Raw genomic sequence first — 26,233 nt, 5'->3', positions numbered from 1 at the left:
GCTTCAGGCGCCGGGGACGCCGGTGCGGGCTCCCACCGAGGCGCCGCCCGCGGTGTCGAACACGTCGATGACGACATCGGCGTCGCGGTAGCCTCCGAGATGGTGCAACCCCTCGGTGGCGCCGACGATGTCGTTCACGTGGTCACCGTTCATCGGGTAGTCGTCGACGTCGTGACGCCAGTGCGCGGCGATCACCGTGGCCGATGTCGCCAGGCGTGGCACTTCACGGTCCAGCACTGCCCGCAGCGTGGCGGGCTGCAGATAGTAGCCGACCTCGGACAACACCACCAGATCGAAAGGTCCTGCGGGCCAAGGCTGATCGAGGGAACCACGCAGCAGTGTCGCATTCTGACGAAGACCACTCGCCGACAGCCGACGATGCGTGGCGTCCAGCGCCGCGACGCTGACGTCGGTACTGACGACGTGGTCGCAGCGAGCCGTGAGCTTCTGGGTCAACACGCCGATCGAGCAGCCCGGCTCGAAGGCGAGCCGATAGCGCGCAAACGGCAACAGCGACAAGGTGATTGCATACTTGCGCTGTTCGTACCAGCGGGACCCGAGCTGCCAGGGGTCCTCCGCTTGCGCGTACATGCGGTCGAAGTAGTCGTCGGGCATCCGGGAGGTCAGCGGAAGACCACCTCGCCGACAGCGATCAGGCGCGGCAGAAAGTAGTCCGGCAGCACCGGTTGCTCCCCGTCCCGAGACTCGAACTGGCTGCGAAACCTCTTCGCCGCCTTCAGCTTGAGGTCGATCGCCTCCGGCGTCGACGGTACGGCGTGAGCCCGCTCCCACGGCACCGCGGCGTCTCCGGGCTGAGCCCAGTGCCACATCCAGACCGGATACTCGACCAATACGGCGCCGGTAAGCGCCGCCGCCACAGCGGCCGCTCGCCCGACGGCCTCGTGATCGGGGTGTCCATCACCACGCCAGGTCGCCGCGCACCACGTGCCCGCCGGACGGGTGACCAGGATCTCGATGAGCAGGTCGGTCAGCCGTTGTTCGTGCCCCGCGATGTCACCGTCAGGAAGCCCCAGGGAAATCGGCGGCGGAAGCCCCAGCACGCCCGCAGCTTCACACAGTTCCCTGCGGCGCACCTTCTCCAGGCTATAACGTTGCAGCAGAGACGCATCCGGGAAAGCTGCCCCGCCGTCGCTGGCGGACACGATCTGCACACCCACGCCCGCTGCGGCCAGCTGCGCTGCCGTCGCACCGAACCCCACCGTCTCGTCATCGGGATGCGCACCGACCACGACAATCTCGGGACATTTCGCCAGATCGATGTCGGGAAACCGCAGTCCCGCAGCGGTCCATACATGTTCTGGGGTACCGCCCCCGGCCAGTGGATTGTCCGCCATCCGCGATGAGTTGCTCATCTGCGCGGCCGTCACGTCGCACCCGCCGCCAGCTCGCCGAGGCGTTCGAGGTCGCGCTCGGCGTGGCTTTGCCTGACGTAGATCGTCAGATCGGCCACGTGCCGGGTGTGCAGGGCATCCAGGGACAGCAGCGTCGGGCCGAGCGCACGGCCCGTTCTGGTGAGCGCTTCCTCGACAGCGGTCTCGACCACCGCGCGGGTGCGCCTCGCCAGCAATTCCGCACGGCCGTGACGATTTTGCGGATCATCGTCGACCGCGGCCGCCGTCGCCACCACCGTCGCCTCGGCGGCGGCGAGCGCCGCATCGACCGCACCCAGATGAGCCGACGTATGCGGGTCGGCCTTGCCCGATCTCTCCCGCTCGTACAGCGGGGAGGCGACTGCGCGGGCGCCGCCCAGCCAGCAGGCTGCCACCCCGACGGCGCCGTGCCAAAACCCCGGTCTGGTCAGATATTCGCCGGGTTCGCCCACCGGAACCGCCGGTGTCGCGGTGAATTGCACAGAGCGCGTGTCGGATTCTGCCATCCCCGCATGCCGCCAACGGCTGGGTAATGGACGCACACCGTGGGATTTGAGGTCGACGGCGAACAAACCCCGCTCGCCTGTCTCAAGCCGCGCCGTGACCAGCGCGTGCGAGCACAGGCCGGCTCCGGAGCACCACACCTTTGTGCCGTCGAGCAGCATCCGGCCGTCGACGTCGCGGGCGGTCACCACCGCCTCACCGGATTCCGCGGCCCACACCCCCCACCACTGGCCCGACTTCGCTGTGGGACCTCCGATTTCGGCCAGTATGGCAACGGCGTCGGCATGAGCTTCGGCCAGCCGGCCCGCGGTGACATCGGCCTCGGTGAGGTCGGCGAGCCGTCGCCAACGCTGCGCGGTCTGCCCGTGACCGGGAAGTGGCAGATCCAATTGCCCTGACGCCAGCCAGTTTCGGACCAGTGCCGCACTCATGTCTCGGCCTTCGGGCGAGCCAGCTTGCGCAGGTGCTGGGCGAAGCCGCCGGGCGCGCGGCCGTCACGGCGATCCGACGTCGCCACCGAGAGGTCGGCTTTGCGGTCGATGAACAGCCCGGCTTTCTCGAATCGCTTCACCAATTCGACGTCCTCACCGGTACGCAACGCGCGGAAGCCGCCGACCCGCCAATACGCATCGGCCCGGAAACCCATGTTCGCGCCGTGCACGTGGCGGTGGCCGCCACCACCGCGCCGTGACCGGTACAACTGCAGGTACCGCCGCGCCACCTCCGGGGGGAAGTTGCGCCACGTCGACACGCGCACGACGCCGAGCACCATGTCCGCCTGCGTGTCGGTCATCCGCACCAGCCAGTCGGCATCCACGACGCTGTCGGCATCGGTGGTGGCGTACCAGGTCGCGTCGGTCTCACGCTTACTGCACAACGAACGCGCGTACTCGAACCCGGCCGCCCGCGCCGCGCCCACATTGCCCGCGTCGACGGAGACGAAATGCACGTCGGGCCCGAAGTCGCCCGCCAGCGCCTCGCTGCCGTCGTCACAGGAATCCAGGACCACGACAATCGAGACCGGGTCGGGCACGCACAACGCGGCCGTCGTCAGCGCACGCAGACATTGCGGCAGATGCTCACGCTCGTTGTGCGCGGGCACCACCACGACCGTCTGCGCCGTGTCGCTCATGGCCGTTAGTTAGCCGCAAATGGGTCGTTTCACACCTGGCAGGATGGTCCGAGTGAGTGACCTCGACGCTGTCCTTTTCGACTTCTCCGGCACCCTCTTCCGCCTCGAAGGCGACGAGAGCTGGTTCGACGGGATGGAACTCGACACCGCCGACCGAGAACTCGACGCGCAGGTGCAGGCGGAGCTGATGCACCATCTGACCGCGCCGACCGGACCTTCGGTGTCCATGACGCCGGAGGCCATGGACGCCTGGGCCAAACGCGACCTCGCCCCCCATCTGCACCGCGAGGCCTATCTGCACGCGCTGCGGGTGGCGGGCCTGGCCCATCCGCACACCGAGTCGCTGTACGGCAAAGCCATCGACCCCGACTCCTGGACGCCGTACCCCGACACCGCGACGGTGCTCGCCGGGCTGAGGGAGCGCGGCATCAAGACGGCCGTCGTGTCCAACATCGCCTTCGATCTCCGCCCCGCCTTCGGCAGGCTCGGCCCGGCAGGAACGGTCGACGAGTTCGTGCTGTCGTTCGAGGTCGGCGCGGTGAAGCCCGACCCGGCGATCTTCCGGACGGCGCTGGACAGGCTGGGTGTGGCCGCCGACCGCGCCCTGATGGTCGGCGACAGCGACGAGACCGACGGCGGTGCGCGCGCGGTGGGTTGCGCGTTCACGCTCGTCGATCCGCTGCCCACGTCAGAACGCAAGGACGGGCTGATTTCGGCACTGCGATCGCACGGCATCCCGCTGTAGCTTCGGGGCATGGGTTCCGAGCGCATCCGGCCGCCGTGGTGGCTCAAATATGTGAACAAGGCGATGATCGCGGTCAACAAGACCGGCCTGCTCAAAGAGGGGCCCGTGGTGCTGACCGTGACGGGGCGCAAGTCCGGCCGGCCGCGGTCGACGCCGATCACCCCGTTCGAGGTCGGCGGCAAACGGTATGTCGTAGGTGGGCTGCCGGGTTCGGACTGGGTGCGCAATGCGCAGGCCAACCCCGAGGCCGTGCTGGTGCGCGGCAAGACCCGGGAAAGCGTCCGGATGGTGGAGCTGCCTGTCGAGGAGGCCCGCCCGCTGCTGCGGCAATTCCCGGTGCTGGTGCCGACAGGTGTGGGATTCATGAAGAACGCGGGTCTGGTGACCGGACCGAACCCCGACGAGTTCGAGGTGCTGGCCGGGCGCTGCCCGGTGTTCCGCTTCGATAGTGTCTGAGCCTGTGAGCAACCCGTTCGACGCGAGCCTCTGGGAGCCGGTACGCGGCTTCGACGACCTGACCGACATCACCTACCACCGCCACATCGAACAGGCGACCGTCCGCGTCGCGTTCGACCGGCCCGAGGTGCGCAACGCGTTCCGGCCGCACACCGTGGACGAGCTCTACCGCGCGCTCGACCACGCGCGGATGTCGTCGGACGTCGGCGTCGTGCTGCTGACGGGCAACGGCCCGTCGCCCAAGGACGGCGGCTGGGCGTTCTGCTCCGGTGGCGACCAGCGGATCCGCGGCCGCAGCGGCTACCAGTACGCGTCCGGCGAGACCGCAGAGAGCGTCGACCCCGCCCGAGCCGGGCGGCTGCACATCCTTGAGGTTCAGCGGCTGATCCGCTTCATGCCCAAGCCCGTCATCTGCCTGGTCAACGGCTGGGCCGCCGGCGGCGGGCACTCGCTGCACGTGGTGTGCGACCTGACGCTGGCTTCGCGCGAGCACGCCCGCTTCAAGCAGACCGACGCGGACGTCGGCTCGTTCGACGCCGGATACGGATCGGCGTATCTGGCCAGCCAGACCGGGCAGAAATTCGCCCGCGAGATCTTTTTCCTCGGCCGTCCCTACACCGCCGAGCAGATGCACGCGATGGGCGCGGTCAACGAAGTCGTCGACCACGATGACCTGGAAACCGTTGCGCTGCAATGGGCTTCGGAGATCAACGGCAAGTCTCCGCAGGCCATCCGTATGCTCAAGTACGCGTTCAACCTGCCCGAGGACGGGTTGGTGGGCCAGCAGCTGTTCGCCGGCGAGGCGACCCGGCTGGCCTACATGACCGACGAGGCCGTCGAGGGCCGCGACGCGTTCCTGGAGAAGCGCGACCCGGACTGGTCGCCATTCCCCCGCTATTTCTAGGGATTTCGGCGTAGTTGGTCAACGTCAGCGTGACCAACTACGCCGAAATCACGAAAGGACGCCACTCGTGAGTAGCAGGAACCCGCTGCGGCGGCTGGCCGAACAGGTCGTGCTGACCAGCATGCGACCGCCGATCCTCCCGTCGCTGATCAACCGCCCCAACCGCGAGACCTTCGAGCTCAAGGGCAAGCGGGTCCTGCTCACCGGGGCATCGTCGGGAATCGGTGAGGCCGCCGCCGAAAAGCTGGCCCGCCGCGGCGCCACGGTGGTGGTCGTCGCACGCCGTCAGGAACTGCTCGACGAGCTCGTCGCCCGTATCACCGACGCCGGCGGGCAGGCCCGCGCCTACGCGCGCGACCTGTCCGACCTCGACGCGATCGACGAGCTCGTCGCGGCCGTCAACGAGGAGTTCGGCGGCATCGACATCCTCATCAACAACGCCGGACGCTCGATCCGACGGCCACTCGAAGAATCCCTCGAACGCTGGCACGACGTCGAACGCACGATGGTCCTCAACTACTACGGTCCGCTGCGGCTGATCCGCGGGTTCGCCCCCGGCATGCTCGACCGCGGCGACGGGCACATCATCAACGTGTCCACATGGGGCGTGAAAACCGAAAGCCCGCCGCTGTTCGGCGTGTACAACGCGTCGAAGGCTGCGCTGTCCTCGATCAGCCGCATCGCCGAAACCGAGTGGGCCGATCGGGGAGTGAACTCGACGACGCTGTTCTACCCGTTGGTGAAAACTCCGATGATCGCGCCGACCCGCGCGTATGACGGCCTGCCCGGAGTGTCAGCTGACGAGGCGGCGGGCTGGATCATCACCGCCGCACGGCACCGCCCGGTCAGCATCGCTCCGCGCATCGCCGTCACCGCCCACGCGGTCAACAGCATCGCCCCCGCCGCGGTGGACCTGATCATGAAACGCCAGCGGATGCAGCCCAAGGACTCCTAAGCCATGTTCGGTAACCTCGCCGACATCGTCCGCACCCACGGCAGGCAGCGGCCCGGCGCAACCGCGTTGATCGCCGGTGACCGCACCGTCACCTACGCCGAGCTCGACGAGCGATCCAGCCGGGCAGCGCAGGCGTTCGCGGCCGCCGGTGTCAGATTCGGGGACCGGGTGGCGTTCGTCGAGCGCAACGGCATCGAATTCTTCGATGTGGCTTTAGGTTTGGCGAAACTCGGTGCGGTGGGCGTGCCGGTGAACTGGCGGCTCGCCGCGCCCGAGATGCGGCACGTGATCGCTGATTCCGGCGCCACGCTCGTGGTGGTGGGCGACGAATTCGCCGGGCACCTCGAGGCTGTCGAAGACGACATCGACGCCGAGATCGTGGTCATCGGGCAGCACAGCCGCTGGCCGAGCTTCGAGGACTGGATCAGCACGCACCCACCCGTCGACCCCGGAATCGTCACCGGGCCAGACGATCTGGTGTTCCTGATGTACACCTCGGGCACCACCGGCCACCCCAAAGGGGTGATGCTCACCAACACGAACTACGCCTGCAAGACCGGCGGTGTGTCCGGCCCGTGGAAGTTCGACACCGCCTCGGTCAGCCTCGCCGTGATGCCGCTGTTCCACATGGCCGGGTCCGGCTGGGCGCTGGCCGGCCTGTGGGAGGGGGCGACGACGGTGTTGCTGCGCGACGTCGATCCCGTCGCGATCCTCGACGCCATCGTCCGCCACGGCATCACGAATATGCTTCTCGTGCCCGCAGTCATCCAATTCCTGCTCGACACACCAGAACTCGCGGACGCAGACCTCTCGCCACTGAGGGTCGTCGTCTACGGGGCATCGCCGATCAGCGACGACGTCCTGGTCCGCGGCATCGAGCGGTTCGGCGGCATCTTCGCCCAGGTCTACGGCATGACCGAGACGACCGGATCGATCACCCAGCTCGACGGCAAAGACCATGTGCCGCAACTGCTTCGCTCCTGCGGGCGGCCCTATCCGTGGGTGCGGATCCGCATCGTCGATCCAGCCGACCCAGCGGGCGCCGACGCCCCGCCGGGTACCGTCGGCGAAGTCTGGACCCGGTCCGATCAGAACATGCTCGGCTACTGGAACAACCCCGACGCCACCGCCGAGACCCTGACGGACGACGGCTGGCTCAAAACCGGGGACGCCGGCTACGTCGACGCCGAGGGCTACCTCTACCTGCACGACCGCCTCAAGGACATGATCGTGTCCGGCGGAGAGAACGTGTACCCCGCCGAAGTCGAGAACGTCCTGATGACCCATCCGGCCGTCGCCGACGTCGCCGTCATCGGAGTGCCTGACGACCGGTGGGGCGAGGCGGTCAAGGCGATCGTCGTCGCCGGGTCCCCGGTCACCGAGTCGGATCTCATCGGGTTCGCCCGGGACCGCCTCGGTGGGTTCAAATTGCCCAAATCCGTCGACTTCGTCGACGCCCTGCCGCGTAACCCCAGCGGCAAGATCCTCAAACGCGCACTGCGCGAAACGTACTGGACCGGCAAGGACCGTCACATCGGCTGACAACCGTGGTAGACAAACACCCATGGAGATCCTGGCCAGCCGGGTGTTGTTCCGTCCGAAAGACTATGCGCAGTCAGTGACGTTCTACCGCGATGGCGTCGGGCTGGCCATCGCCAGGGAGTACTCCGGCGGCACGGTGTTCTATGCCGGACAGTCGCTGATCGAGATCGCCGGACACGGCGGGCCGTCCGATGCCGCGCCACCGTTCCCGGGTGCGCTGTGGTTGCAGGTGCGCGACCTTTCCGCCGCGCAGAAAGAGTTGCGTGACCGCGGCATCGACATCGCTCGTGAGGCCCGGCGCGAACCGTGGGGTCTGCACGAGATGCACGTCGCCGATCCCGACGGCGTCACGCTGATCTTCGTGGAGGTGCCCGACGATCACCCGCTGCGGCGGGACTCCCGCTAACTGGCAGGCGCGGCCAGCGGCCAGCCGACAGAGGCGAGCCGGGCCGCAACCTGGTGCATCTCTTCGGGATTCGGTTCCTTGTCGGTGACCATGTGGATCGCGGCGCGGATCTCCTCCGGCGTCACAGTGTCGGAGTCGTTGCTCCTCAACACCGTCTGCGCGACCTTGACGACCTCGTCCTCGGTCAGCGTCCGGCTCAACAGGGCCAGAAGCGGGAAATAGTCCTTCTGCGGAACGCCCTGCGGGTAGCCGGAGTGCAACCAGGACAGGACGTTGTCGAAAGCGCTCTGAGTCATATCTGTGTCAGCTCACTTCTTGGGCAGGAACGGGAACAGGTCGATACCGGTGTGATGGAAGAGCGTCGTGCGCGTGATCCACAGGACGGCGGTCAGAATCACCCAGCCGACGAACACGAACATCGCCACACCGAGGAACTTCACGGCGGGATTCGGGGCTACGACCGCGGCGCCGTCGGTGCCGTCACTGCCCGCGCCCCGCGAGTAGGCAACCAAACCGAGGGCGAACACCGCGGGCAGCCCCGCGCCCAGAAGCAGCCCCACACCCAGCACCTTGAAGATGCTCTCGAAGTACGTCATCTGAATTCCTTTGCGGTTGCCGGTCAGACCGTCGCGGCGGGCTTGGGATCGGTGGCGGCGTCGCGAACCTCCGCGGGGACGACCGAGTTCGTCGAGGCGTCCCAGTCGGCGTTGACGTTGTTATGGTCGACCTTCTGCTGCTGGGCCCGCCACCACATGTAGAAGGACAGCGCGCACAGCAGCAGGAAGATCAGACCGTCACCGGCCAGGTCGGAACCTGTCAGTGACTCGACTCCGTAGGACAGCCAGAAGGACAGCGCGCCAACGATTCCCGCGGCAGGCAGCGTGATGAGCCACGCCACGGCCATGCGGCCCGCGACCGCCCATCGGACTTCGGCGCCCGGCTTGCCGACGCCGCTGCCGAGAATCGAGCCGGTGGCGACGTGAGTGGTGGACAGCGCCATGCCGGCCGCACTGGAACTCAGGATGATCGCCGCAGACGATGCTTCGGCCGCCAGACCCTGCGGCGACTCGATCTCGACGAGACCCTTACCGAGAGTGCGTATCACGCGCCAGCCGCCGAGGTAGGTACCCAGGCCGATCGCCAGGGCACAGGAGGCGATGATCCAGAACGGCAAACCCTGCTCCTTCACGTCCCCGGTGAGGTGGCCCGTGGTGATGAGCGCGAGGGCGATGACACCCATGGTCTTCTGCGCGTCGTTGGTGCCGTGCGACAGTGCGACCAGCGATGCCGTGGCGATCTGGCCCCAGCGGAAGCCGGCCTCGCGGCGCTTCTTGTTCACGTTCTGGGTGATCTTGTAGACCAGCCACGTGCCACATGCGGCGACCAGGCAGGCGATGAGAGGGGCGGCGACGGCGGGGATCAGCACCTTCTGGGTGACACCGGACCAGTTGACCCCGCTGAGGCCGATCGCGGCGAGGCCCGCTCCGATCAGCCCGCCGAACAGCGCGTGCGAGGAGCTGGACGGGATGCCGAACAGCCACGTGAGCAGGTTCCACAGGATGCCGCCGATCAGACCCGCGAAGATGATCGTCAACCCCGTCGAAGGATCGATCGACGGAATCAGTTCGCCGGTCTTGCCGTCCTGGATCTTCAGAACCGACGTCGTCACCGTCACCGCCACCTCGACGGAGAGGAAGGCGCCGACAAGGTTCAGCACGCCCGCGAGGATCACCGCCGTCTTCGGCTTCAGAGCACCGGTCGCGATCGACGTCGCCATCGCGTTCCCGGTGTCGTGGAACCCGTTGGTGAAGTCGAAAGCCAGTGCTGTGACGATCAACAGCACCAGGATGATCAACTCAGTACTCATGGCGTTGATTCTGCTTGCTGGCTAAGAATTTTGACGAATTTCCGTCCAGGCGAGTCAGGGCTGCGACGTGCTGTTTCTCCTAGTCAGGAGTAGTTGTTCATCTGATGTTCATCTTCAGGGAGCCCTACGTTTTCCGGCCCTGGCTCACAGCATTCTCCCAGCGAACCGCGCGTCTAATATCGAGGTGCCGAGGGCACTCGTTGCCTCTGTGGGAAGTGAGTTCGTGACCAATTTTCTCGCCAGGATCGTGGCCTGGATCGTCGCCGGATACCCCGAGGGTGTGCCCGGCCCCGATCGCGTGCCGCTGTTGGCGCTCTTGCGTCGCCGGCTCACCGACGACGAGGTGAGAGCGGTGGTCGCGGAACTGGTCGTCCGTGCCGAGCTCGACGACGTCGCCGAGATCGACCGCGTCGACATCGGCGTGCTGATCACCCAGATCACCGACGAGCTCCCGACCCCCGACGACGTCGAGCGAGTTCGGGCGCGACTGGCGGCACGGGGCTGGCCGCTCGACGATCCCCGCGACGAGGCGGAGGAAGACCGATAGCCATCCTGCGCGCCGTCGGGTTCGGCACCGGCGATGCCGCCCTGACGGGGCTGTCCATCGTCGACGACGTCCTCGCCGGTCGCGCGAGCGTTCTTCCGGTGCCCGCCGACGACCCCGACCAGACCGCCACGCTGACAACGGCTTTGCGCGCAGGCCACGACATCGACGACTCCGTGAACGCCGTGCTGTCGACCTCCGGGACGACGGGAACGCCCAAGGGCGCCATGCTGACAGGGTCCGCCCTGCTCGCCAGCGCCGAGGCGACCCACGAACGGCTCGGCGGCCCGGGCCACTGGCTACTCGCGCTGCCCGCCTACCACGTCGCCGGGTTCCAGGTGCTCGTGCGCAGCGTCGTCGCAGGCACGCGTCCCGTGGCCGTCCCAGCCTCGTTCGACCCCGCGACGCTGTTGTCGGCGATCGAGTCGATGCCGCCCGGGCGACGCTATACGTCGCTCGTTGCGACCCAGTTGGACAAGGCATTACAGGACCCTCGAGCCGCCGCAGCCCTGGCCAGTCTGGACGCCGTGCTGATCGGCGGCGGACCCATGCCCGCGGGAGTGGCCGAAAAGGCCTCGGCGGCAGGCATTTCGGCTGTCCGCACCTACGGGATGAGCGAGACCGCCGGCGGCTGCGTCTACGACGGCGTGCCGCTGACCGGTGTCTCGATCCGCATCGAGGACGCAAGGATTTCGCTGGGTGGCCCGACAGTCGCCTCCGGATACCGCAACCCGGTGACGCCGGACCCGTTCGACGAGCCCGGATGGTTTCGCACCGACGACGTTGGCGTGGTTGATGAGTCAGGAGTGCTGCGGGTGCTCGGGAGGGTCGATGATGCGATCAGCACCGGCGGCCTGACGGTCATGCCGGGGTTGGTGGAGACCGCGCTGGCCACCCATCCCGCCGTCGCCGACTGCGCGGTGTTCGGACTCGCCGACGAGAGGCTGGGCCAACGGGTGGTCGCCGCGGTCGTCGTCGCCCCAGGTTGGTCGGTGACGTTGCCCGAGTTGCGTTCCCACGTGGTCGAGACGCTGCCGTCGACGGCTGCTCCGCGCGAACTGCACATCGTCGGCGAACTCCCCCGCCGCGGCATCGGCAAGGTGGACCGCCGCGAGCTGGTGCGACTGTTCAGCGACTGAGGTGGCACCCTCGGCCGGCCGGCCGGCGCGCATGATGGAGCCATGAGCCGTGAAGTGACCTCCGTCGACGAACTCCGCGCGATCGTCGGACATCCGAACGCCGCTGTCGCCAACAAGGTGCGTGACCACCTGTCGCCGATCGAGCAGCTCTGGTTGTCCCACGCGCCGCTGGGCTTCGTCGCGACGATGGACGCCGACGGTCGCGTGGACGTCTCCCCCAAGGGCGATCCGCCGGGATTCGTGCACATCATCGACTCCGCGACCATCGCGATTCCCGAGCGGCCCGGCAACAAGCGCGTCGACGGATACCTCAATGTGCTGGAACGCCCGCGAGTCGGCACGCTGTTCGTCATCCCCGGCCGCGGTGACACGCTGCGCATCAACGGCAGTGCCCGGATCATGGCCGACGCCGACTACTTCGACGCGATGATCGTTCAGGGCAAGCGTCCGATCCTGGCGTTGGAGATCGCGATCGAAGAGGTGTTCTTCCACTGCGCGAAAGCATTCCTGCGCTCGGACGCGTGGAAGCCGGAGGCGTGGGATCCGACCGCGGTGCCGAGCGTGGCGCAGCTGGTGAAGATGATGGATTCCGACGCCGACATCGAGGAGTTGCGCCGCCACCTCGACGAAGAAAACATGCGCAAGATCCTCTACTGATCCTTACGACTGTCTGACGGCACCGAGCACTTTCCCGCAGCTCACGGCCGGTGAGCGCGCGGTACTGCACGCCCTGACACGGAGTGTCGGCGTGCAGACACGCGCGCTCGCGCAGAATCGGGGGATGCGTAAAGAGGCGGGTGCGGTTGCGATCGGTGCCGTCCTGGTCGCCGTCGCGTTCGTCGTGCCGCACCTGCACCTCGAGACCGTCACGCCGTTGCTGAACGCGGACGCCGCGCGGTTCCGGGACTTCGCCGCCACCTCACCGATCTTCGGATGGTGGAACGCGCACGTCGGACCGGGCACGGTCCCCGCCGTGCTGATCGCCGTCGCGGCGGTGTTGTGGGGCCCGACGCTGGCACGGCGGCTGCCGTGGCGCTGGCTGCCCTGGACGGCGTGGGCGGTGTCGTGCACGTGGGCGTTCAGCCTCGCGATGATCGACGGCTGGCAGCGTGGCTTCGCGGGCCGCCTGGTCGCGAAGCACGAGTATCTGCGCGAGGTGCCGAGCGTCACCGACATCCCCGAGATGCTGCGCACGTTCGCCTCGCGCATCCTCGACTTCCAGCCGGACTCGTGGATCACACACGTGTCCGGACATCCGCCGGGGGCGCTGCTGACGTTCGTCTGGCTCGACCGCATCGGACTGAGCGGCGGCGCGTGGGCCGGGCTGTTGTGCCTGCTGGCCGGTTCGTCCATCGCCGCCGCGATCGTCGTCACGGTGCGCGCGCTGGCCGACGAGGACGCCGCCCGGCGTGCCGCCGTGTTCGCCGCTGTCGCGCCGACCGCCATCTGGATCGCGGTGTCCGCCGACGGCTACTTCGCGGGCGTCGCGGCCTGGGGCATCACGCTGCTGGCGCTGGCTGTCACCGGGCGCACCCGGCTGCCGCTCGTGGCCGCTGCGGGTGCGGGGCTGCTGCTGGGGTGGGGCATCTTCTGCAACTACGGCATGGGGCTGATGGCGCTGCCCGCCGTGACGGTGCTGCTCGGCGCGTCGTCGTGGCGGGCCGCGCTGCGGGCGTTCGTCCCGGCCGCGGTCGCGGCCCTGGCCGTCGCCGCGGTGTTCTATGCAGCCGGGTTCTGGTGGCTGGACGGCTACCACCTGGTGCAGGAGCGCTACTGGCAGGGCATCGCCCTTGAGCGCCCGTTCGAATACTGGGGTTGGGCCAACTTCGCGGCGACCGTGTGCTCCATCGGGCTGGGCAGCGTCGCCGCGCTCGGTCGCGCATTCGATGTTGCGGCGATCAAGCGGCGCTCCGGCCTGCATCTGCTGGTATTCGGCGCACTGCTGTCGATCGTGTGCGCCGACCTGTCGCGGCTGAGCAAGGCCGAGACCGAACGGATCTGGCTGCCGTTCACGGTGTGGCTTGTCGCGGCGACCGCGCTGCTGCCGTGGCGATCACTGCGATGGTGGCTGGCGCTCAACGTCATCGGAGCGCTCACCATCAACCATGTCATTCTGACGAACTGGTAGCCACCGCGCGAGGGCGTAATAGAGCGGCACGCAGGCCCAGACCACGGCGACCGCGATCCACAACCCCAGCGCATAATTGCGATCCAGGGCCGACGGATTGTCCAGGTGCGCTCCGGGTTTGGTGTACACCGGCACCGCGAGCAGGGCCAGCACGACGCTGCACAGTGCGGCCACCGCGACCGGGGACCGCCACCGCACCGGAAGCAAGGAACGTCCCGCGAGGCCGGCCGCGGCACACAACGGCGCGAACACGAAGTCATGGATGACGGCAGCGAGAACCGCCCACATGATGATCCGGATCAGAGACGGGTTGTCCCACAGCAGCACCGCGCCGTAGAGACCCAGTGCCACACCGGCCAGCACCAGCACGACTCGCACGGCGGTCATGCCACCACCTCGATGCGTGTCAGCCACTTCGTCTGCAGCACACCAGGTCTCGTCGGTGCGATCAGCCGGCACGGGTAGCCGTGGTCGAGGTTCAGCGTCTCGCCGTTGATCTTCAGTGCGATCAGCGTCTTATCGTCACGGGCGTGGCGCGCGGGCAGCACGGTGCGCGAATAGGGGCCGGGCGGTTCCAGCGAGATCATCCGGACGTCGGAATCCGGCGACGCCCCCACCGCAGCCACCAGTTCGGCCAGTACCACACCGGTCCACTCGGCGTCCGCGCTCCAACCTTCGACGCACGCGATGGGGAGTCGATGGGTGGTCTGCGTCATGGCATTGAGCTCGTCGATGGTGAAGACCTTGGTGCGGTCTCCGTTGACGACCGTCAGACGGTAGTCGGGTGACCGCGAGGACTGCAGAACCCCCGCCGCGACGGCCGATCGGTTCACCGGAACACCTTGGGGCCCTTCACCGGAACGCGGCGCCAGCACCGACACCTTGCGCAATGCGGGCACCGTCTGGCCGACCGTGACGAGGGTCGCCACTGCCGCAGCCAGCCATGTGCCCCGCAGCACGGTGCGTCGCGACACGCTCGGCAGATCACCACGAGGCACGCCGTCGAGCGGCTCGCCGAGAGCGCGCCGGATCACCGGCAACTTCACGCCGATGTGGACGATCACCGCGCCGATCGCGACATAGGACATCGCGTAATGCGCGGTGGTGAAGAAGAACTCGAACACATACCACTGCGCGATGTTGAGCAGTCCGGTGCTGAGCTGGAAGAGCATCGAGGCCACCAGCACCAGGATCGATCCGCGCTCCAGCGCCCGGACCGGTCCGCCGATGACGGGGCGCTCGAACAGCTTCGGCCACACCGACCACAGCTTGACGACCAGCAGCGGGATCGCCGCGATGCCCGAGGCGACATGCAGTCCCTGCGTGAACCGGTACAGCCACACCGGCCGGGTCGGCCACCAGGACCACGGCTGCGGGTGCTGGATGAAATGGCTGAGCAGCCCGGTGACGAAGCACACCCCGACCGCGATCCCGAGCGCGATGCCGACCCGGGCCGTCACCGCCGTCCCCCGCGGTGACGTGCCGCTCATGCCACCAGGCTGGCGACGACGCGGTGGCCGATGCGGTGTATGTCGGCGACCTTGAGGCCCACCTGAGTGGCCAGCGCCGGCACCGAATCGACGCCGACCACCGCCCACCGAAACCATGGACCGATCGTGTTCGAGGACTCCAGCCGCACCCAGCCCTCGTCGATACCGCTTGTTGCCTCGTCGAATTCGGCCAGGCAGCGTCCGCCGTGGCGTAACAACTCAGCGGCCCGCTGCAGGATCCTGCCGGGGTTACCGCCGAGACCCACATTCCCGTCGGCCAGCAGCACCGTCTGCCAGCGACCCATGCCCGGCAGCGGCGCGAACACGTCACGCCGCAGCGCCGGCGCCCCGCTGTTTCGGGCCAGCTCCACGGCGGTCTCGGACAGGTCCACCCCGAGGGCGGGCACCCCGCGATTCACCAGGTGTGCGACCAGACGTCCAGGGCCGCAACCCAAGTCGATCGTCGGCCCTTCGCACAGGTCGATCAGCGCCTCGTCGAACCGGGTGTCGGCGCCCGCGCCGCCCAGCCAGCTGTTCACGGGTAGGCGGGTCACGCTTCCGTCCTCCCGGCGCACCCAACATCGTTCGCCATCGAGTGCGCGGTCATACAGTTTCCCCAACATCAGTCCTCCAAGGGTGCGGTGATCCGGCGAAATCGTGACGTCGGCGAGCACGCAGCGCGGACCGCGCCGATGTCATCGACGGTGTCCACGTCAGTGAGTTCGTCGACGAGGGCCACACCGATATGGGTGTGCCGCAACGCCGCGAGCGTTACAGCGCCCGTGTCGGATTCCGACATCGGGACGTCACGCAGGCATTCGGCGTTGGCCGCATCCCGCACGCCGAGCACCCACCAGCCGCCGTCACTGGCCATACCCAGCGCAGCGTCGTTCTGGTTCAGAGCCTCCGCGCACCGGCCGAGCAGGGTCGGGCTCACCTGCGGGGTGTCCATGCCGATCTGTACGACGGGCAGTCCGCCGGTTGCCTCCGCAGCATCGAGGTGCGCATTCGCGAGCCGATCTGCGAATCCGTCACCTCGCTGCGGGAGGACGATGAAACCGTCGAGACGAGACCGGATCTCGTCGCCCGACGCGGCATCGTCGAGGTCTCCCGTCATCGCTACGACGCGCGCCGCCGCCGGGGTCTGGGCAACCGCATCCAGGGTGTCCAGCAGCGCCGCCGCGGCGATCGCCGCTGCCGTCTCGTCACCGAACGTGGCCGCCAGGCGGGTTTTCGCCAGTCCCGGGACGGGCGCCTTGGCCACGACGAGCAGGCACACCGCCGTCACGAGATGACCCGCCAGAAGTCCCACGCGGCGATCGCGCTGCCGCGCAGCGAACCGCTGACCTTCGACGTGCCCCCGGTGCGGGGACCGTAGGCCACGTCGCGCTCGGTCACCGACCACCCCGCGCCGGCCGCGCGCACGAGAAGTTCCAGCGGATACCCGGAGCGCCGATCGACCACCCCGAGATTCAGCAGCGAATCGCGCCGGGCGACCCGCATCGGCGCGATGTCATGCACCTGCAGACCGTGGCGGGTCCGCAGACGCCAGCACACCGCGGCCGTCCCGAGTCGCGCATGCCACGGCCATTTCAGACCCGGCGCCGGCCTGCGCCGCCCGATCGCCATGTCGGCACCCGCTTCCACGTCTGCGACCAGAGCGGGAAGCTCCCGCGGGTCCAACGAACCGTCGCCGTCCAGAACCGCCACGATCGGCGTCGTCGCCGCAGCCACGCCGGCGTGCACCGCGGCGCCGTACCCCGGCGTCGTCTCGGCGACCACAGCCGCACCGAATCGGCGCGCGACGTCCGCGGTGCCGTCGGTGCTGTTGTTGTCCACCACGACGGTCCTATACCCGTCCGGAACTGCGCGAAGCACGCTCGGCAAACACTCGGCCTCGTTGAGACAGGGCAGCACCACCGTGACGTCGACCATACGAACACGCTAAGGGAGCGGTGTTGCCCCGACGTATGGCAACACTGACGAATCGGTGACATCGGCGCTGGTAGTGGGTTTGCCACGCTAACCTCGGAGTGATGACCCGTGTCCTTATCGCCGATGACGACGACGTCGTACGCGACGTCGTACGCCGGTACCTGGAACGCGACGGGCTCGAGGTGTCGACCGCCCACGACGGCACCGAGGCGCTACGTCTGCTGAATTCGCAACGCGTCGACGTCGCCGTGCTCGACGTGATGATGCCCGGGCCCGATGGCATCTCGCTGTGCCGGACGCTGCGTCACGGGGGCGACTACTCGGTGCCGGTGATCCTGCTGACCGCCCTCGGCGAGGAGGACGACCGCATCGCAGGCCTGGAAGCAGGCGCAGACGACTACCTGACCAAACCGTTCAGCCCGCGCGAATTGGCGCTGCGCGTCAAGTCCGTATTGCGACGTTCCCCGTCGTCCGGCGGCACGCTGCCGATGGACATCAGGACCGGCGATCTCACCGTGTCGACGGCGTCGCGGGCCGTCACCGTCGCGGGCCGGCCCGTCAGCCTGACCAACCGGGAGTTCGACCTCCTGCTGTTCTTCCTCACGCACACCGACACCGTCTTCACCCGCGAGGACCTGCTCAAGCAGGTGTGGCACTGGGACTTCGGCGATCTGTCGACCGTGACGGTGCACGTCAAGCGACTGCGCTCCAAGCTGGGCGACCTGCACCGCGTGCAAACCGTGTGGGGCCGCGGCTACCTGTGGGCGGCCGAGGGGTCACCGTCCGGGCGGGCCGATGCCTACAACTGACTTCTGGGAGATCGTCGGCTGGGCGCTGGCCTGTTCGGTCCCCGTGGTGCTGGCCGGCGCGGCTGTCGTACGGCTGGCTCGGTCATGGTCGTTGGCTGTGAGCATGGTGGCGTTGGTGCTGATCCCGGTGCTGGCGACGCTGGCCGGGGTGCTCGGCGCGAGCGGTTTCATGATCACGCAGACCTTCGAGAAGACCGGCGTCGTGCTGGTGATCGTCTCGGTCGTGACGATCCCGGCCGCCGTCATGCTGGGCCGGTATCAAGCACGACGCACGGTCTGGGAAGCGGAAATCCGCGACTCCGAGCGCGCCGCCGAACAGTCGAGACGACAACTCGTCGCGTTTGTCAGCCACGATCTGCGCACCCCATTGGCGGGCATCCGAGCCGTTTCCGAGGCGATCGCCGACGGCGTCGTTCCCGATGACGAAGTCCAGGTACACGCCAAACACATTGAGCACGAATCGATCCGGCTCTCCGAGATGGTCGACGACCTCTTCGAGATGTCGAAGATCAATGCGGGGGCACTGACCCCGTCGTTCGACAAAGTGGCCCTCGACGAGGTTGTCGACGATGTCCTTGCCGCACACCGGATCGCGGCCGAACGTGCGGGGGTGCGGCTGGCCGCGAACCTGCCCGAACAGCCGGTGCGGGTGGTCGGCAGCGACCGCGCGCTGGTGCGGGTGCTGTCGAATCTGGTGGCCAACGCGATCGCGCACACGCCGTCGGGAGGCAGTGTGGAGCTCGCTCTGGGCGCCGACGAGAACAGCGCATGGGCGCGCGTCGACGACACCGGCGTGGGTATCGACGAAGCGGATCTGCCGCGCGTGTTCGACGTGGCCTACCGCGGGTCGAACAGCCGTGTGCCGCGGTCGGATTCGTCGCTGCCGAGCGGCTCCGGGCTGGGGCTGGCGATTGCTGCCGGTCTGGTACAGGCCCACCGCGGCACGCTGTCGGCACACAATCTGCCGACGGGCGCACGCTTCGAGGTCCGCCTGCCTTTGGCGGGCGACTGACTTTCGGTCAGCCGGGGAGCGAGTTGCCGAGGCGTTCCGCCGCGGCGAGGTAGTCCTCGATGAACTCGCGGACGACCTCGCGAGCCGGCTTCACCTTGTTCATCAGGCCGACGCCCTGCCCCACGAAGTACGTGGCCAGCGCCTGCGCACCCTCATGGCCCTGGGAGGCGAGCACGTCGATCCGGCGGATCACCGGCTCGCACAGCATCGACTGCAGCGGCAGACCGAGCGGCTGCTGACCGTCCTTGGCCGGCGCCCACGCCTTCGTCCAGTCCGACACCAGCTGCCGCGACGGCTTACCCGTGCGGCCGGCTGAGCGCACCGTGTCACGCGACGACGCGGCCAGCATCTTCGCCACCGTGTGCGGCGCGGTCTCGGCCTCTTCGGTGGTCAGCCACACCGATCCCGTCCAGGCGCCCGCGGCGCCCATCGCGACCATGCCCGCCATCTGCCGTCCGGTGACGATGCCGCCCGCCGCCAGCACGGGTGTCTTCGCGCCGGTCTGCTCGATAGCCTCGATCACCTCCGGCACCACGACCAGCGTGCTGACCTCGCCGCAGTGCCCGCCGGCCTCGGTGCCCTGCGCAACGATGACGTCGACGCCCGCGGCGACCTGCTTGACGGCATGCTCCTTCGCGCCGACCAGCGCGGCCACCGGAATACCTCGCTTCTTACCGGCCTCGATCATGTAATCCGGCGGCACGCCAAGGGCATTCGCGATCAACTTCACCGGATGCGTCAACGCGACGTCGAGCAGTTCGCGGCCGGTGTCACCCGAGAGCGAGGATCCGCCGAGCCGGCGGTTGGGCTCCGGCTCGATGTCGTGGGCGCGCAGCAGGTCGTCGACGATGTCGCGGTACGCCTGCGGGATGCGTGATGCCAGGTCCGAGCTGGAGAGCTTCTCGCCCTTGCCCTCGAATTTGGCGGGCACGATCAGGTCGACGCCGTAGGGTTTGCCGCCGACGGCCTCGTCGATCCAGGCGAGCTCCTGATCGAGCTGCGTCGGGCTGTAGGCGGTCGCGCCGAGTACGCCGAAGCCGCCCGCATTGGTCACTGCCGCGACCACGTCGCGGCAATGACTGAACGCGAAGAGGGGGAAGTCGATGCCGAACTGTTCACACAGCGCTGTGGACGTCATCGGCCCAGTATGACTTGACGGCCGATGAGCGCTTGCGCGAAGAGCAGGCGCCGGTGTCAAGAAGTCTTCGGGACCCCTCGAAGAGGTGCGGTCGCAAACTCTCGGATTCCCTGCGCCGGGTCGACGGCCGCCGTGAACCCCAGCACCTCGGCGGCCCGGCGCGGATCGGCGACGATGTGGCGGACATCGCCGCTGCGGTACTGGCCGGTGACCTCGGGAGCCACTCCGCCGCGGGTCTCGCACAGCGATGACGCGACGTCGCGGATCGCGATCGGCTTTCCCGAGCACACGTTGAACGCCTGGAATCCGTCGAGGCCTGCCTCGGTAGACGCCACGTTCGCCGCGGCGATGTCGTCCACGTGGACGAAGTCGCGCATCTGTCCGCCGTCCTCGAAAACCTTGGGGGTTTCTCCCTTTTCGAGCGAGGACCGGAAAATCGCGGCGACGCCCGAGTACGGGGTGTCGCGCGGCATGCCCGGTCCGTACACGTTGTGGTAGCGCAGCGCGACGACGGACCCGCCCGTCGATTCCGCCCAGGCCAGCGCGTAATGCTCTTGCGCGACTTTGCTTGCGGCGTAGAGACTTCGCGGCCGAAGCGGGGCGTCCTCGCCGACCAACGCCCAGTCGACAGGCCTCCCGTCGACCGGGCAGCGGTGGTCGAACACCCCGCCGTCCAGGTCGGCCCGCGTGCGAGGCAGTGGGTCGATGTCACCGTGTTCGGGACATACGAAGCGGCCCTGCCCGTACACCACCATCGACGAGGCCAACACCAGGCGCTGACACCCCGCGGCGTACATCTCGGCGAGCAGAACCGCTGTGCCGTAATCGTTGTGCGATCCGTAGGACGGGGCGTCGGCGGCGTTCACTCCCGCGCCGACCACCGCCGCCTGGTGACAGACGACGTCGGCCCCGGCGAGCGCATCGGCAACAGCGGGGCCGTCACGGACATCGACCCGACGGACGTCATCCGGCATTGACGCGTCCTCACCGTGCGCTGCAGCCAGCATCGCGTCGACGGCAACGACATCGTGGCCCGCGTCCGTCAGTTGTGCCCGGATGCGGGTGCCGATGAAACCGGCTGCGCCGGTGAGCAATACCCTCACGGCAGCTCGATCGGAAGGTTCATGCCCTCGTGTGGCAGACAGTGGGTGCAGGTGCGCTCGACGGTGACGTTCGCGATGGCGTCGTGGACCAGCTGCTTGAACGGCACCAGATTCCGCTGGAATTCTGCGAAGACGTCGACAGCCTTCACACCGTGGCCGGACTCGACACCGGCATCCACGTCGGTCACCAAAGCAATTGCCGCATAACACATTTCCAACTCGCGCGCGAGCACCGACTCCGGGTAGCCCGTCATGTTGACCAGCCGGAATCCCTGCGCGGCGAACCACTGACTCTCCGCGCGCGTCGAAAACCGGGGCCCCTGGATCACCACCATCGCGCCGCCGTCGATCACCCCGGGCAGCCCGGTCACCGCGTCGCGCAACGACGGGCAGTACGGGTCGGCGAAACTCACATGGATACCACCGGAATCGAAGTACGTGTCCTCGCGACTGCGGGTCCGGTCGACCAGCTGATCGGGCACGACCATCGTGCCCGGGCCCAGTGCGGGGTCGAGGCTGCCGACAGCGCACGGCCCGAAGATCCGTCGCACCCCGAGCGTGCGCAGCGCCCACATGTTGGCGCGATACGGGACGGTGTGCGGCGAGAATTCGTGGTTCGCCCCGTGCCGCGGCAGGAACGCGACCTCGTGATCGCCGACGGTACCGACGGTGATCGCCCCGCTCGGCGATCCATAGGGCGTGTCGAGCTCGACCGAACGCGCGTCGGGACCGAAGAACGAATAGAACCCACTGCCGCCAATGACGCCTAGCACTCGGTCACTCTCATACGCATCACACCATTGTGGTGCATAGCTGCCCCGCCGCGATCATGACGATGCCGTGACGTCCCGCGATGCCGCAACCAGCCGGGCTCCGTTGTCGGCACGCTGGCGAGCGAACCCCATGCGGCCCCACACGTCCAAGCACCAGAACCTGATCGCCCTCCTCGTCGGCCTGGCCGGTGTGACGGCCGCCCTCGCGCTGCCCTTTGCGCCCGTTTTCGCCGAGACGACGACGCTGACGTGGCCCGCCCCGGGCGAGCCCACCGAGTCGAGTTCAGTCCTCATCGCGCCGTACCGGCCGAAGCACTTCACCGCGTCGATTCCCTGCACGGCATTGCGGTCCGCGGCCGCCCAACCGGAACCCGTCACAGTGCTGGCGACCGGCACCACCGGCGACGGACTGATCGTGACGGCTTCACCGGGCGGCGCTGTGGTGCGGGTGAACGATCGGGACGTGGAGCTCGTGACCCCGACCTCCCCGCGGGACTGCGAGGTCGTCGTCGAGTCCACATCGGGCGGGATGTCCGTCCTCGGCGCTGACGGGCGCGCCTTTGTGCTCGCGTCCGAACCCATCCCGAAGGTGTTCGGGTTCCGCACCGGCCTCGACCCAGCGCAGGCCGCAGGACTGACGGTGACGATCGCCGTCACCGGACCGTTCGCCACCACACCGACGAGCGCCAAGTACGGTCTCGTCGCCGTCCAGCTCATCGCCGTCGCGGGCGCGCTCGCGCTGCTGCACCGCGACCGCGGTCCGCCCGTGCGACGGAAGCGAGTGCAATGGCGCTGGCGGGCGGCGTGGTGGGTCGATGTGGCCGTGGTCGCGATCGTCGGTGTGTGGGCAGTGATCGGCCCGCTCGCCGTCGACGACGGATGGGCCACCACGATCGCTCGCAATTTCGTCGCGACAGGGAGCCCCGGCAACTACTACCGGTGGTGGGACGCGGCGGAGGTGCCGTTCGCATTCAGCCAGCAGATCCTCGCGCCGCTGACCGAGATCAGCATCGCCCCGATCTGGCTCCGGGCGCCGAGCACCGTGCTGGCGGTGGCGACGTGGTTCGTCGTCAGCCGCGGGGTCCTCGGGGTGGCGCTACCCATCCACTCGGCCACGGTTCGCGTCCGCGCGGTGGCAGCCCTGTGCCTGCTGGTCGCGTGGCTGCCGTTCAACCTCGGCACCCGGCCCGAGTCCTACGTGGCACTGGGTGTGACCGCGGCGCTGGCTCTCGCGTGGCGGGCACGCAGGCCCGCCGGGGTGGGTTGGCTGGCGTTGATCGTCGGCCTGACCATTCCGGTCAGCCCGAACGGGCTCCTCGTCGCGGCGCCGATCCTGGTGTTCGCTCCACGCCTGGTCGCGGCAGTGCGCAGCACACCTCACAGCGGCAGGCATCCCGCGGCGACCATGGCATTGGTGTGCTGCGTTGGCGCCGTTGGGCTTTCGGTGATCTTCACCGACCAGACCTGGGACGCCCTGCTGACCGCCACCGACTGGCATGCCCACTTCGGCCCCACGCTGCCGTGGTACGCCGAGCCCGAGAGGTACGCACATCTTCTCGATGCCGAGCAGCAGGGAAGCTTCGCCAAGCGGGTGCCTGTCCTCTTCACCATCGCAATGCTGCCGATCGCCGCGACGCTCGGCGTCCGATGGCGGGGCGGCGGCGCGGCGACTCGCCTCGCCCTGGTCGTCGTGGTCGCGCTGGCACTGCTGGCATTGGGTCCGTCGAAGTGGTCCTATCACCTCGGGGCCCTGGCGGGCGTGTTCGCCTCGTTCCTGACCGCCTCCGTCGTCCTCGTCGCTCGTCGTTCAGTCACGGCGGGGCTCCGTGTCGGAGCGCTCGGCGCAGCAGGTTCGCTGCTCCTGGCCGCCGCGGCCGCACTCGCCTTCACCGGTCCGAATGCGTGGTGGCTGCCTGCGGTCTATGACCTGCCGTGGGCGCTCGACCCGATACGGCCCGCCGGCGTCTCGCTGGACAACCCGCTGCTGTGGGTCGGCGTGCTGGCGGCGGGTGGGCTTGCCGCGGCGCTCGTCGTCGGTCCAGCACGGTGGACACAGGTACCCGCCCTCGCGCCGGTCGTCGTCACTCTGGTGACGTTCGGAACGTCGCTGACTGTGCTCGTCGCGACGTTCGCGACGGCGCCACTGCGGCAGCCGCAGGGATCGCTGGCCATGACCAACCTGCAGAGGATCGCCTCGACCCGGGTGTGCGGCCTGGCCGACGCCATCGAGGTGTTGCCCGACGGGGCGGTACTGCGGGCGGCCGAACCCCGTGGGCGCTCGTCCGGTATCACCGCCCCGTCCGGCTTCACCGCGATGCGCGGCTACTTTCCCGGCGCACCGCCACCGGATCCCCCGGGCGTGGGCACCTCGTCCTACGTGTGGGGCAGTCGGGACGACGGCCCCGAGGCCGTCGGTGAGATCACCACACTGTGGTTCGACCTGCCGTCGTTGAGGTCCGACGAGGGTGTGGCGCTGTCCGTTTCGGGGCGCACATCGGGCGCCAACTCACTGAGCCTGGACTTCGGCCGCGCCGACGGTACCGACGTGGCGCTGCTCGGCTCCGTCGCACCGGTCGACCGGCCGGCGTCCGACGAGGACCCCACCCATCCACTATGGCGGACAGTGGGCGTCGACGCCGTCGACATACCGCAGGGGGCGGATCGGGTGCGCATCCGCGCAGTGGACAACCGCATCGACGACCTGGGCTGGCTGGCCTTCACAGGCCCGCGCCTACGCGCGATAGTCCCGCTCAACGCGTTTCTCGCCGACCACGCCCCGGTACTCGTGAGCTGGCCGCAGGCGTTCCTGTTCCCCTGCGTTCGTGACATCGCCGCGATTTCCGGGGGCGTCGCGCAGACCCCGCGCACCGTCATCGAATCCCCGCGCCCGTGGCTCACCGAAGACCGGAAGGTGTCGGTCGGCGGCACGTTCGCAGGGCTCGAGATATTCGATCAACTGAGTGAGATCCCGAGCCGACTGTCCGGCCATCCCGAGATCGACTGGGGATCGATCACGGTGTACAGCGACACCGCCGCACGGGATAACTACTCGCGCAGCACAACTCGCACTCGAGTGTGGGGATTGGGGGCTACTCGCGACCAGGAGCCCGAGCGCTGACGGTCAGGTGCGGCGGTCAGTCGTCGGGGTCGCCCGCAGCGCGCTTTGCACCGTCGCGGATCTCGAACACGTCGGTGGCGAAGCCGCCGATCGCATTCGCGACGTCCTTGACCGCGGTCGTGATGATCGAGGTGATCTCGCCGACCGTCGACGCCCCGGCGCCGACGATCTCCTGCACCGCGTCCTTGCCGATCTCGGCCTTGCTGAGCCGGTCATCCATGCGCTCAGTCTGCCACGGCATCGACCTGCAAGACTTGCCGTCGTGGCCAGTTTCGCCCAGTGGGTCGAGGGAGCGCGTCCCCGCACGCTGCCCAATGCCGTCGCGCCCGTCATCGCAGGCACCGGCGCCGCGGCTTGGCTCGGCGCCGCGTCGTGGTGGAAAGCGCTGCTGGCGTTGCTCGTCGCGGTCGGGATGATCATCGGGGTCAATTACGCCAACGACTACTCCGACGGCATCCGCGGCACCGACGACGTGCGCTCCGGACCACTTCGGCTGGTCGGCTCCAAGCTCGCGGCGCCCAAGGCGGTGCTGACCGCCGCGGTGATCAGCCTTGCCGTCGGCGCGGTCGCGGGCCTCGTGCTGGCGTGGTTCTCCGCGCCATGGCTGATCGCGGTCGGCGCGGCATGTATCGCCGGAGCATGGCTCTACACCGGCGGGTCGAAGCCGTACGGCTACCTGGGCTTCGGCGAGGTGGCGGTGTTCGTGTTCTTCGGCCTCGTCGCCGTGCTGGGCACGCAGTTCACCCAGGCCGGGCGCATCGACTGGGTGGGGGTGACGCTCGCCGTCGCGACCGGCTGCCTGTCGTCGGCCGTGCTGGTCGCCAACAACCTGCGCGACATCCCGACCGACAAGGAGTCCGGCAAGATCACGCTGGCCGTCCGGCTCGGCGACGCGAAGACGAGGGTGCTGTTCCAGGTGCTGCTGGTGGTGGCGTTCGCGCTGACGCTGCTGCTCATGCTGGCGACGCCGTGGTGCGCGGTCGGCTTCGTCGCGCTGCCGCTGGCCCTGCGCGCCGCCAAGCCGGTGCGCGCCGGGTCGGGTGGTCGCGAGTTGATTCCCGTCCTGAAGGACACCGGGCTGACGATGCTGGTGTGGGCAATCGCGGTCAGTGTCGCGTTGGCGGTGCCACAGCTCTGATCCG

The 26,233-nt window shown here is 68.4% G+C and carries 30 protein-coding genes; 14 read left to right on the top strand and 16 right to left on the bottom strand.

Annotated features, from left to right (window positions below):
* Positions 1-3 precede the first annotated feature (3 nt).
* From P9A17_RS03075 to P9A17_RS03060, 4 genes are read right to left on the bottom strand one after another with little or no spacing between them, the layout of a single operon-like run.
* Positions 4-615, bottom strand: coding sequence for an SAM-dependent methyltransferase (locus tag P9A17_RS03075; protein WP_278037139.1), 612 nt, complete (start codon positions 613-615; stop codon positions 4-6).
* Positions 616-623: 8 nt separating this feature from the next.
* Positions 624-1,373 carry a PIG-L family deacetylase gene (locus P9A17_RS03070; protein ID WP_278037138.1) on the bottom strand — a complete coding sequence of 250 codons (750 nt, stop codon included), beginning with the start codon at positions 1,371-1,373 and terminating at the stop codon, positions 624-626.
* 11 nt (positions 1,374-1,384) lie between these two features.
* Positions 1,385-2,326 carry an acyl-CoA dehydrogenase gene (locus P9A17_RS03065; RefSeq protein WP_278037137.1) on the bottom strand — a complete coding sequence of 314 codons (942 nt, stop codon included), beginning with the start codon at positions 2,324-2,326 and terminating at the stop codon, positions 1,385-1,387.
* Complete coding sequence (locus P9A17_RS03060; RefSeq protein ID WP_278037136.1) at positions 2,323-3,027, bottom strand: glycosyltransferase; 705 nt, start codon at positions 3,025-3,027, stop codon at positions 2,323-2,325. The genes P9A17_RS03065 and P9A17_RS03060 overlap by 4 nt, the downstream gene beginning before the upstream one ends.
* 43 nt (positions 3,028-3,070) lie before the next feature.
* On the opposite strand from P9A17_RS03060, the gene P9A17_RS03055 reads away from it, so the two are divergent.
* The 6 genes from P9A17_RS03055 (at position 3,071) to P9A17_RS03030 (ending at position 8,035) form a co-directional block, all read left to right on the top strand.
* The gene (locus tag P9A17_RS03055; protein ID WP_278037135.1) at positions 3,071-3,772 is read left to right on the top strand and encodes an HAD-IA family hydrolase; all 702 of its coding nucleotides are present in this window, start codon (positions 3,071-3,073) and stop codon (positions 3,770-3,772) included.
* A 9-nt stretch (positions 3,773-3,781) separates the two neighbouring features.
* Complete coding sequence (locus tag P9A17_RS03050) at positions 3,782-4,228, top strand: nitroreductase family deazaflavin-dependent oxidoreductase (protein ID WP_278037134.1); 447 nt, start codon at positions 3,782-3,784, stop codon at positions 4,226-4,228.
* Complete coding sequence (locus P9A17_RS03045) at positions 4,221-5,132, top strand: 1,4-dihydroxy-2-naphthoyl-CoA synthase (RefSeq protein ID WP_278037133.1); 912 nt, start codon at positions 4,221-4,223, stop codon at positions 5,130-5,132. Before P9A17_RS03050 ends, P9A17_RS03045 begins: the two co-directional genes overlap by 8 nt.
* A 67-nt stretch (positions 5,133-5,199) precedes the next feature.
* Complete coding sequence (locus P9A17_RS03040) at positions 5,200-6,087, top strand: SDR family oxidoreductase (RefSeq protein WP_278037132.1); 888 nt, start codon at positions 5,200-5,202, stop codon at positions 6,085-6,087.
* Positions 6,088-6,090: 3 nt separating this feature from the next.
* Positions 6,091-7,629 (top strand): long-chain-fatty-acid--CoA ligase, encoded by a 1,539-nt coding sequence (locus P9A17_RS03035; RefSeq protein WP_278037131.1) that lies wholly within the window; start codon positions 6,091-6,093, stop codon positions 7,627-7,629.
* Between the two features lie 22 nt (positions 7,630-7,651).
* Entirely contained in the window at positions 7,652-8,035 is a 384-nt protein-coding gene (locus P9A17_RS03030) for a VOC family protein (RefSeq protein WP_278037130.1), read from the top strand.
* Here P9A17_RS03030 and P9A17_RS03025 read toward each other — a convergent pair.
* From P9A17_RS03025 to P9A17_RS03015, 3 genes are read right to left on the bottom strand one after another with little or no spacing between them, the layout of a single operon-like run.
* Complete coding sequence (locus P9A17_RS03025; RefSeq protein ID WP_278037129.1) at positions 8,032-8,331, bottom strand: DUF3349 domain-containing protein; 300 nt, start codon at positions 8,329-8,331, stop codon at positions 8,032-8,034. The genes P9A17_RS03030 and P9A17_RS03025 overlap by 4 nt on opposite strands.
* Positions 8,332-8,343: 12 nt before the next feature.
* A complete protein-coding gene (locus tag P9A17_RS03020) occupies positions 8,344-8,631 on the bottom strand; it encodes a hypothetical protein (protein ID WP_278037128.1) in 288 nt (95 codons plus the stop codon).
* 23 nt (positions 8,632-8,654) lie between these two features.
* Positions 8,655-9,902 carry an inorganic phosphate transporter gene (locus P9A17_RS03015; protein ID WP_278037127.1) on the bottom strand — a complete coding sequence of 416 codons (1,248 nt, stop codon included), beginning with the start codon at positions 9,900-9,902 and terminating at the stop codon, positions 8,655-8,657.
* Positions 9,903-10,125: 223 nt separating this feature from the next.
* On the opposite strand from P9A17_RS03015, the gene P9A17_RS03010 reads away from it, so the two are divergent.
* From P9A17_RS03010 to P9A17_RS02995, 4 genes are all read left to right on the top strand, one after another.
* The gene (locus tag P9A17_RS03010; RefSeq protein WP_278037126.1) at positions 10,126-10,449 is read left to right on the top strand and encodes a DUF3349 domain-containing protein; all 324 of its coding nucleotides are present in this window, start codon (positions 10,126-10,128) and stop codon (positions 10,447-10,449) included.
* 56 nt (positions 10,450-10,505) lie between these two features.
* Positions 10,506-11,585: an o-succinylbenzoate--CoA ligase gene (gene menE / locus P9A17_RS03005; RefSeq protein ID WP_278038584.1), complete on the top strand. Its 1,080-nt coding sequence runs from the start codon at positions 10,506-10,508 to the stop codon at positions 11,583-11,585.
* Between the two features lie 42 nt (positions 11,586-11,627).
* The gene (locus P9A17_RS03000; protein ID WP_278037125.1) at positions 11,628-12,242 is read left to right on the top strand and encodes a pyridoxamine 5'-phosphate oxidase family protein; all 615 of its coding nucleotides are present in this window, start codon (positions 11,628-11,630) and stop codon (positions 12,240-12,242) included.
* Positions 12,243-12,366: 124 nt separating this feature from the next.
* Positions 12,367-13,713, top strand: coding sequence for a hypothetical protein (locus tag P9A17_RS02995; protein ID WP_278038583.1), 1,347 nt, complete (start codon positions 12,367-12,369; stop codon positions 13,711-13,713).
* Here the strand turns inward: P9A17_RS02995 and P9A17_RS02990 are convergent.
* From P9A17_RS02990 to P9A17_RS02970, 5 genes are read right to left on the bottom strand one after another with little or no spacing between them, the layout of a single operon-like run.
* Positions 13,639-14,100, bottom strand: a complete 462-nt coding sequence (locus tag P9A17_RS02990) for a hypothetical protein (RefSeq protein ID WP_278037124.1) — start codon at positions 14,098-14,100, stop codon at positions 13,639-13,641. The two genes, P9A17_RS02995 and P9A17_RS02990, sit on opposite strands and share 75 nt — an antisense overlap.
* On the bottom strand, positions 14,097-15,203 hold the full coding sequence (locus tag P9A17_RS02985; RefSeq protein WP_278037123.1) for a molybdopterin-dependent oxidoreductase: 1,107 nt from the start codon (positions 15,201-15,203) through the stop codon (positions 14,097-14,099). Before P9A17_RS02985 ends, P9A17_RS02990 begins: the two co-directional genes overlap by 4 nt.
* Positions 15,200-15,826 carry a methyltransferase domain-containing protein gene (locus P9A17_RS02980; RefSeq protein WP_278037122.1) on the bottom strand — a complete coding sequence of 209 codons (627 nt, stop codon included), beginning with the start codon at positions 15,824-15,826 and terminating at the stop codon, positions 15,200-15,202. Before P9A17_RS02980 ends, P9A17_RS02985 begins: the two co-directional genes overlap by 4 nt.
* A complete protein-coding gene (locus P9A17_RS02975; RefSeq protein ID WP_278038582.1) occupies positions 15,826-16,491 on the bottom strand; it encodes a DUF2064 domain-containing protein in 666 nt (221 codons plus the stop codon). Before P9A17_RS02975 ends, P9A17_RS02980 begins: the two co-directional genes overlap by 1 nt.
* Complete coding sequence (locus P9A17_RS02970; RefSeq protein WP_278037121.1) at positions 16,488-17,138, bottom strand: glycosyltransferase family 2 protein; 651 nt, start codon at positions 17,136-17,138, stop codon at positions 16,488-16,490. The genes P9A17_RS02975 and P9A17_RS02970 overlap by 4 nt, the downstream gene beginning before the upstream one ends.
* Before the next feature lie 101 nt (positions 17,139-17,239).
* Between P9A17_RS02970 and P9A17_RS02965 the strand changes: the two genes are divergently transcribed.
* Together P9A17_RS02965 and P9A17_RS02960 are read left to right on the top strand one after the other, a co-directional pair.
* Entirely contained in the window at positions 17,240-17,947 is a 708-nt protein-coding gene (locus P9A17_RS02965) for a response regulator transcription factor (protein ID WP_278037120.1), read from the top strand.
* The gene (locus P9A17_RS02960) at positions 17,934-18,959 is read left to right on the top strand and encodes a HAMP domain-containing sensor histidine kinase (protein WP_278037119.1); all 1,026 of its coding nucleotides are present in this window, start codon (positions 17,934-17,936) and stop codon (positions 18,957-18,959) included. Before P9A17_RS02965 ends, P9A17_RS02960 begins: the two co-directional genes overlap by 14 nt.
* Positions 18,960-18,966: 7 nt before the next feature.
* On the opposite strand, the gene P9A17_RS02955 is transcribed toward P9A17_RS02960, so the two are convergent.
* Genes P9A17_RS02955 through P9A17_RS02945 form a run of 3 tightly spaced genes read right to left on the bottom strand, consistent with a single transcriptional unit; the run spans position 18,967 to position 21,973 of the window.
* Positions 18,967-20,097, bottom strand: a complete 1,131-nt coding sequence (locus P9A17_RS02955) for a nitronate monooxygenase (RefSeq protein WP_278037118.1) — start codon at positions 20,095-20,097, stop codon at positions 18,967-18,969.
* Between the two features lie 56 nt (positions 20,098-20,153).
* Positions 20,154-21,200, bottom strand: a complete 1,047-nt coding sequence (locus P9A17_RS02950) for an NAD-dependent epimerase/dehydratase family protein (protein WP_278037117.1) — start codon at positions 21,198-21,200, stop codon at positions 20,154-20,156.
* Positions 21,197-21,973 carry an S-methyl-5'-thioadenosine phosphorylase gene (locus P9A17_RS02945; protein ID WP_278037116.1) on the bottom strand — a complete coding sequence of 259 codons (777 nt, stop codon included), beginning with the start codon at positions 21,971-21,973 and terminating at the stop codon, positions 21,197-21,199. Before P9A17_RS02945 ends, P9A17_RS02950 begins: the two co-directional genes overlap by 4 nt.
* A gap of 67 nt (positions 21,974-22,040) precedes the next feature.
* On the opposite strand from P9A17_RS02945, the gene P9A17_RS02940 reads away from it, so the two are divergent.
* Positions 22,041-25,091 carry an arabinosyltransferase domain-containing protein gene (locus P9A17_RS02940; RefSeq protein ID WP_278037115.1) on the top strand — a complete coding sequence of 1,017 codons (3,051 nt, stop codon included), beginning with the start codon at positions 22,041-22,043 and terminating at the stop codon, positions 25,089-25,091.
* A 16-nt stretch (positions 25,092-25,107) separates the two neighbouring features.
* On the opposite strand, the gene P9A17_RS02935 is transcribed toward P9A17_RS02940, so the two are convergent.
* Complete coding sequence (locus P9A17_RS02935; RefSeq protein ID WP_278037114.1) at positions 25,108-25,311, bottom strand: hypothetical protein; 204 nt, start codon at positions 25,309-25,311, stop codon at positions 25,108-25,110.
* A 42-nt stretch (positions 25,312-25,353) separates the two neighbouring features.
* Here P9A17_RS02935 and P9A17_RS02930 point away from each other — a divergent pair, with 42 nt between their 5' ends.
* A complete protein-coding gene (locus tag P9A17_RS02930; protein ID WP_278037113.1) occupies positions 25,354-26,229 on the top strand; it encodes a 1,4-dihydroxy-2-naphthoate polyprenyltransferase in 876 nt (291 codons plus the stop codon).
* Positions 26,230-26,233: the final 4 nt, after the last annotated feature.

The organism is Mycobacterium sp. 236(2023) (assembly GCF_029623955.1).
Lineage (GTDB): Bacteria > Actinomycetota > Actinomycetes > Mycobacteriales > Mycobacteriaceae > Mycobacterium.
The sequence above is the reverse complement of the archived record's forward strand: the minus strand, read 5'-3'. Positions and strand labels throughout refer to the sequence as shown.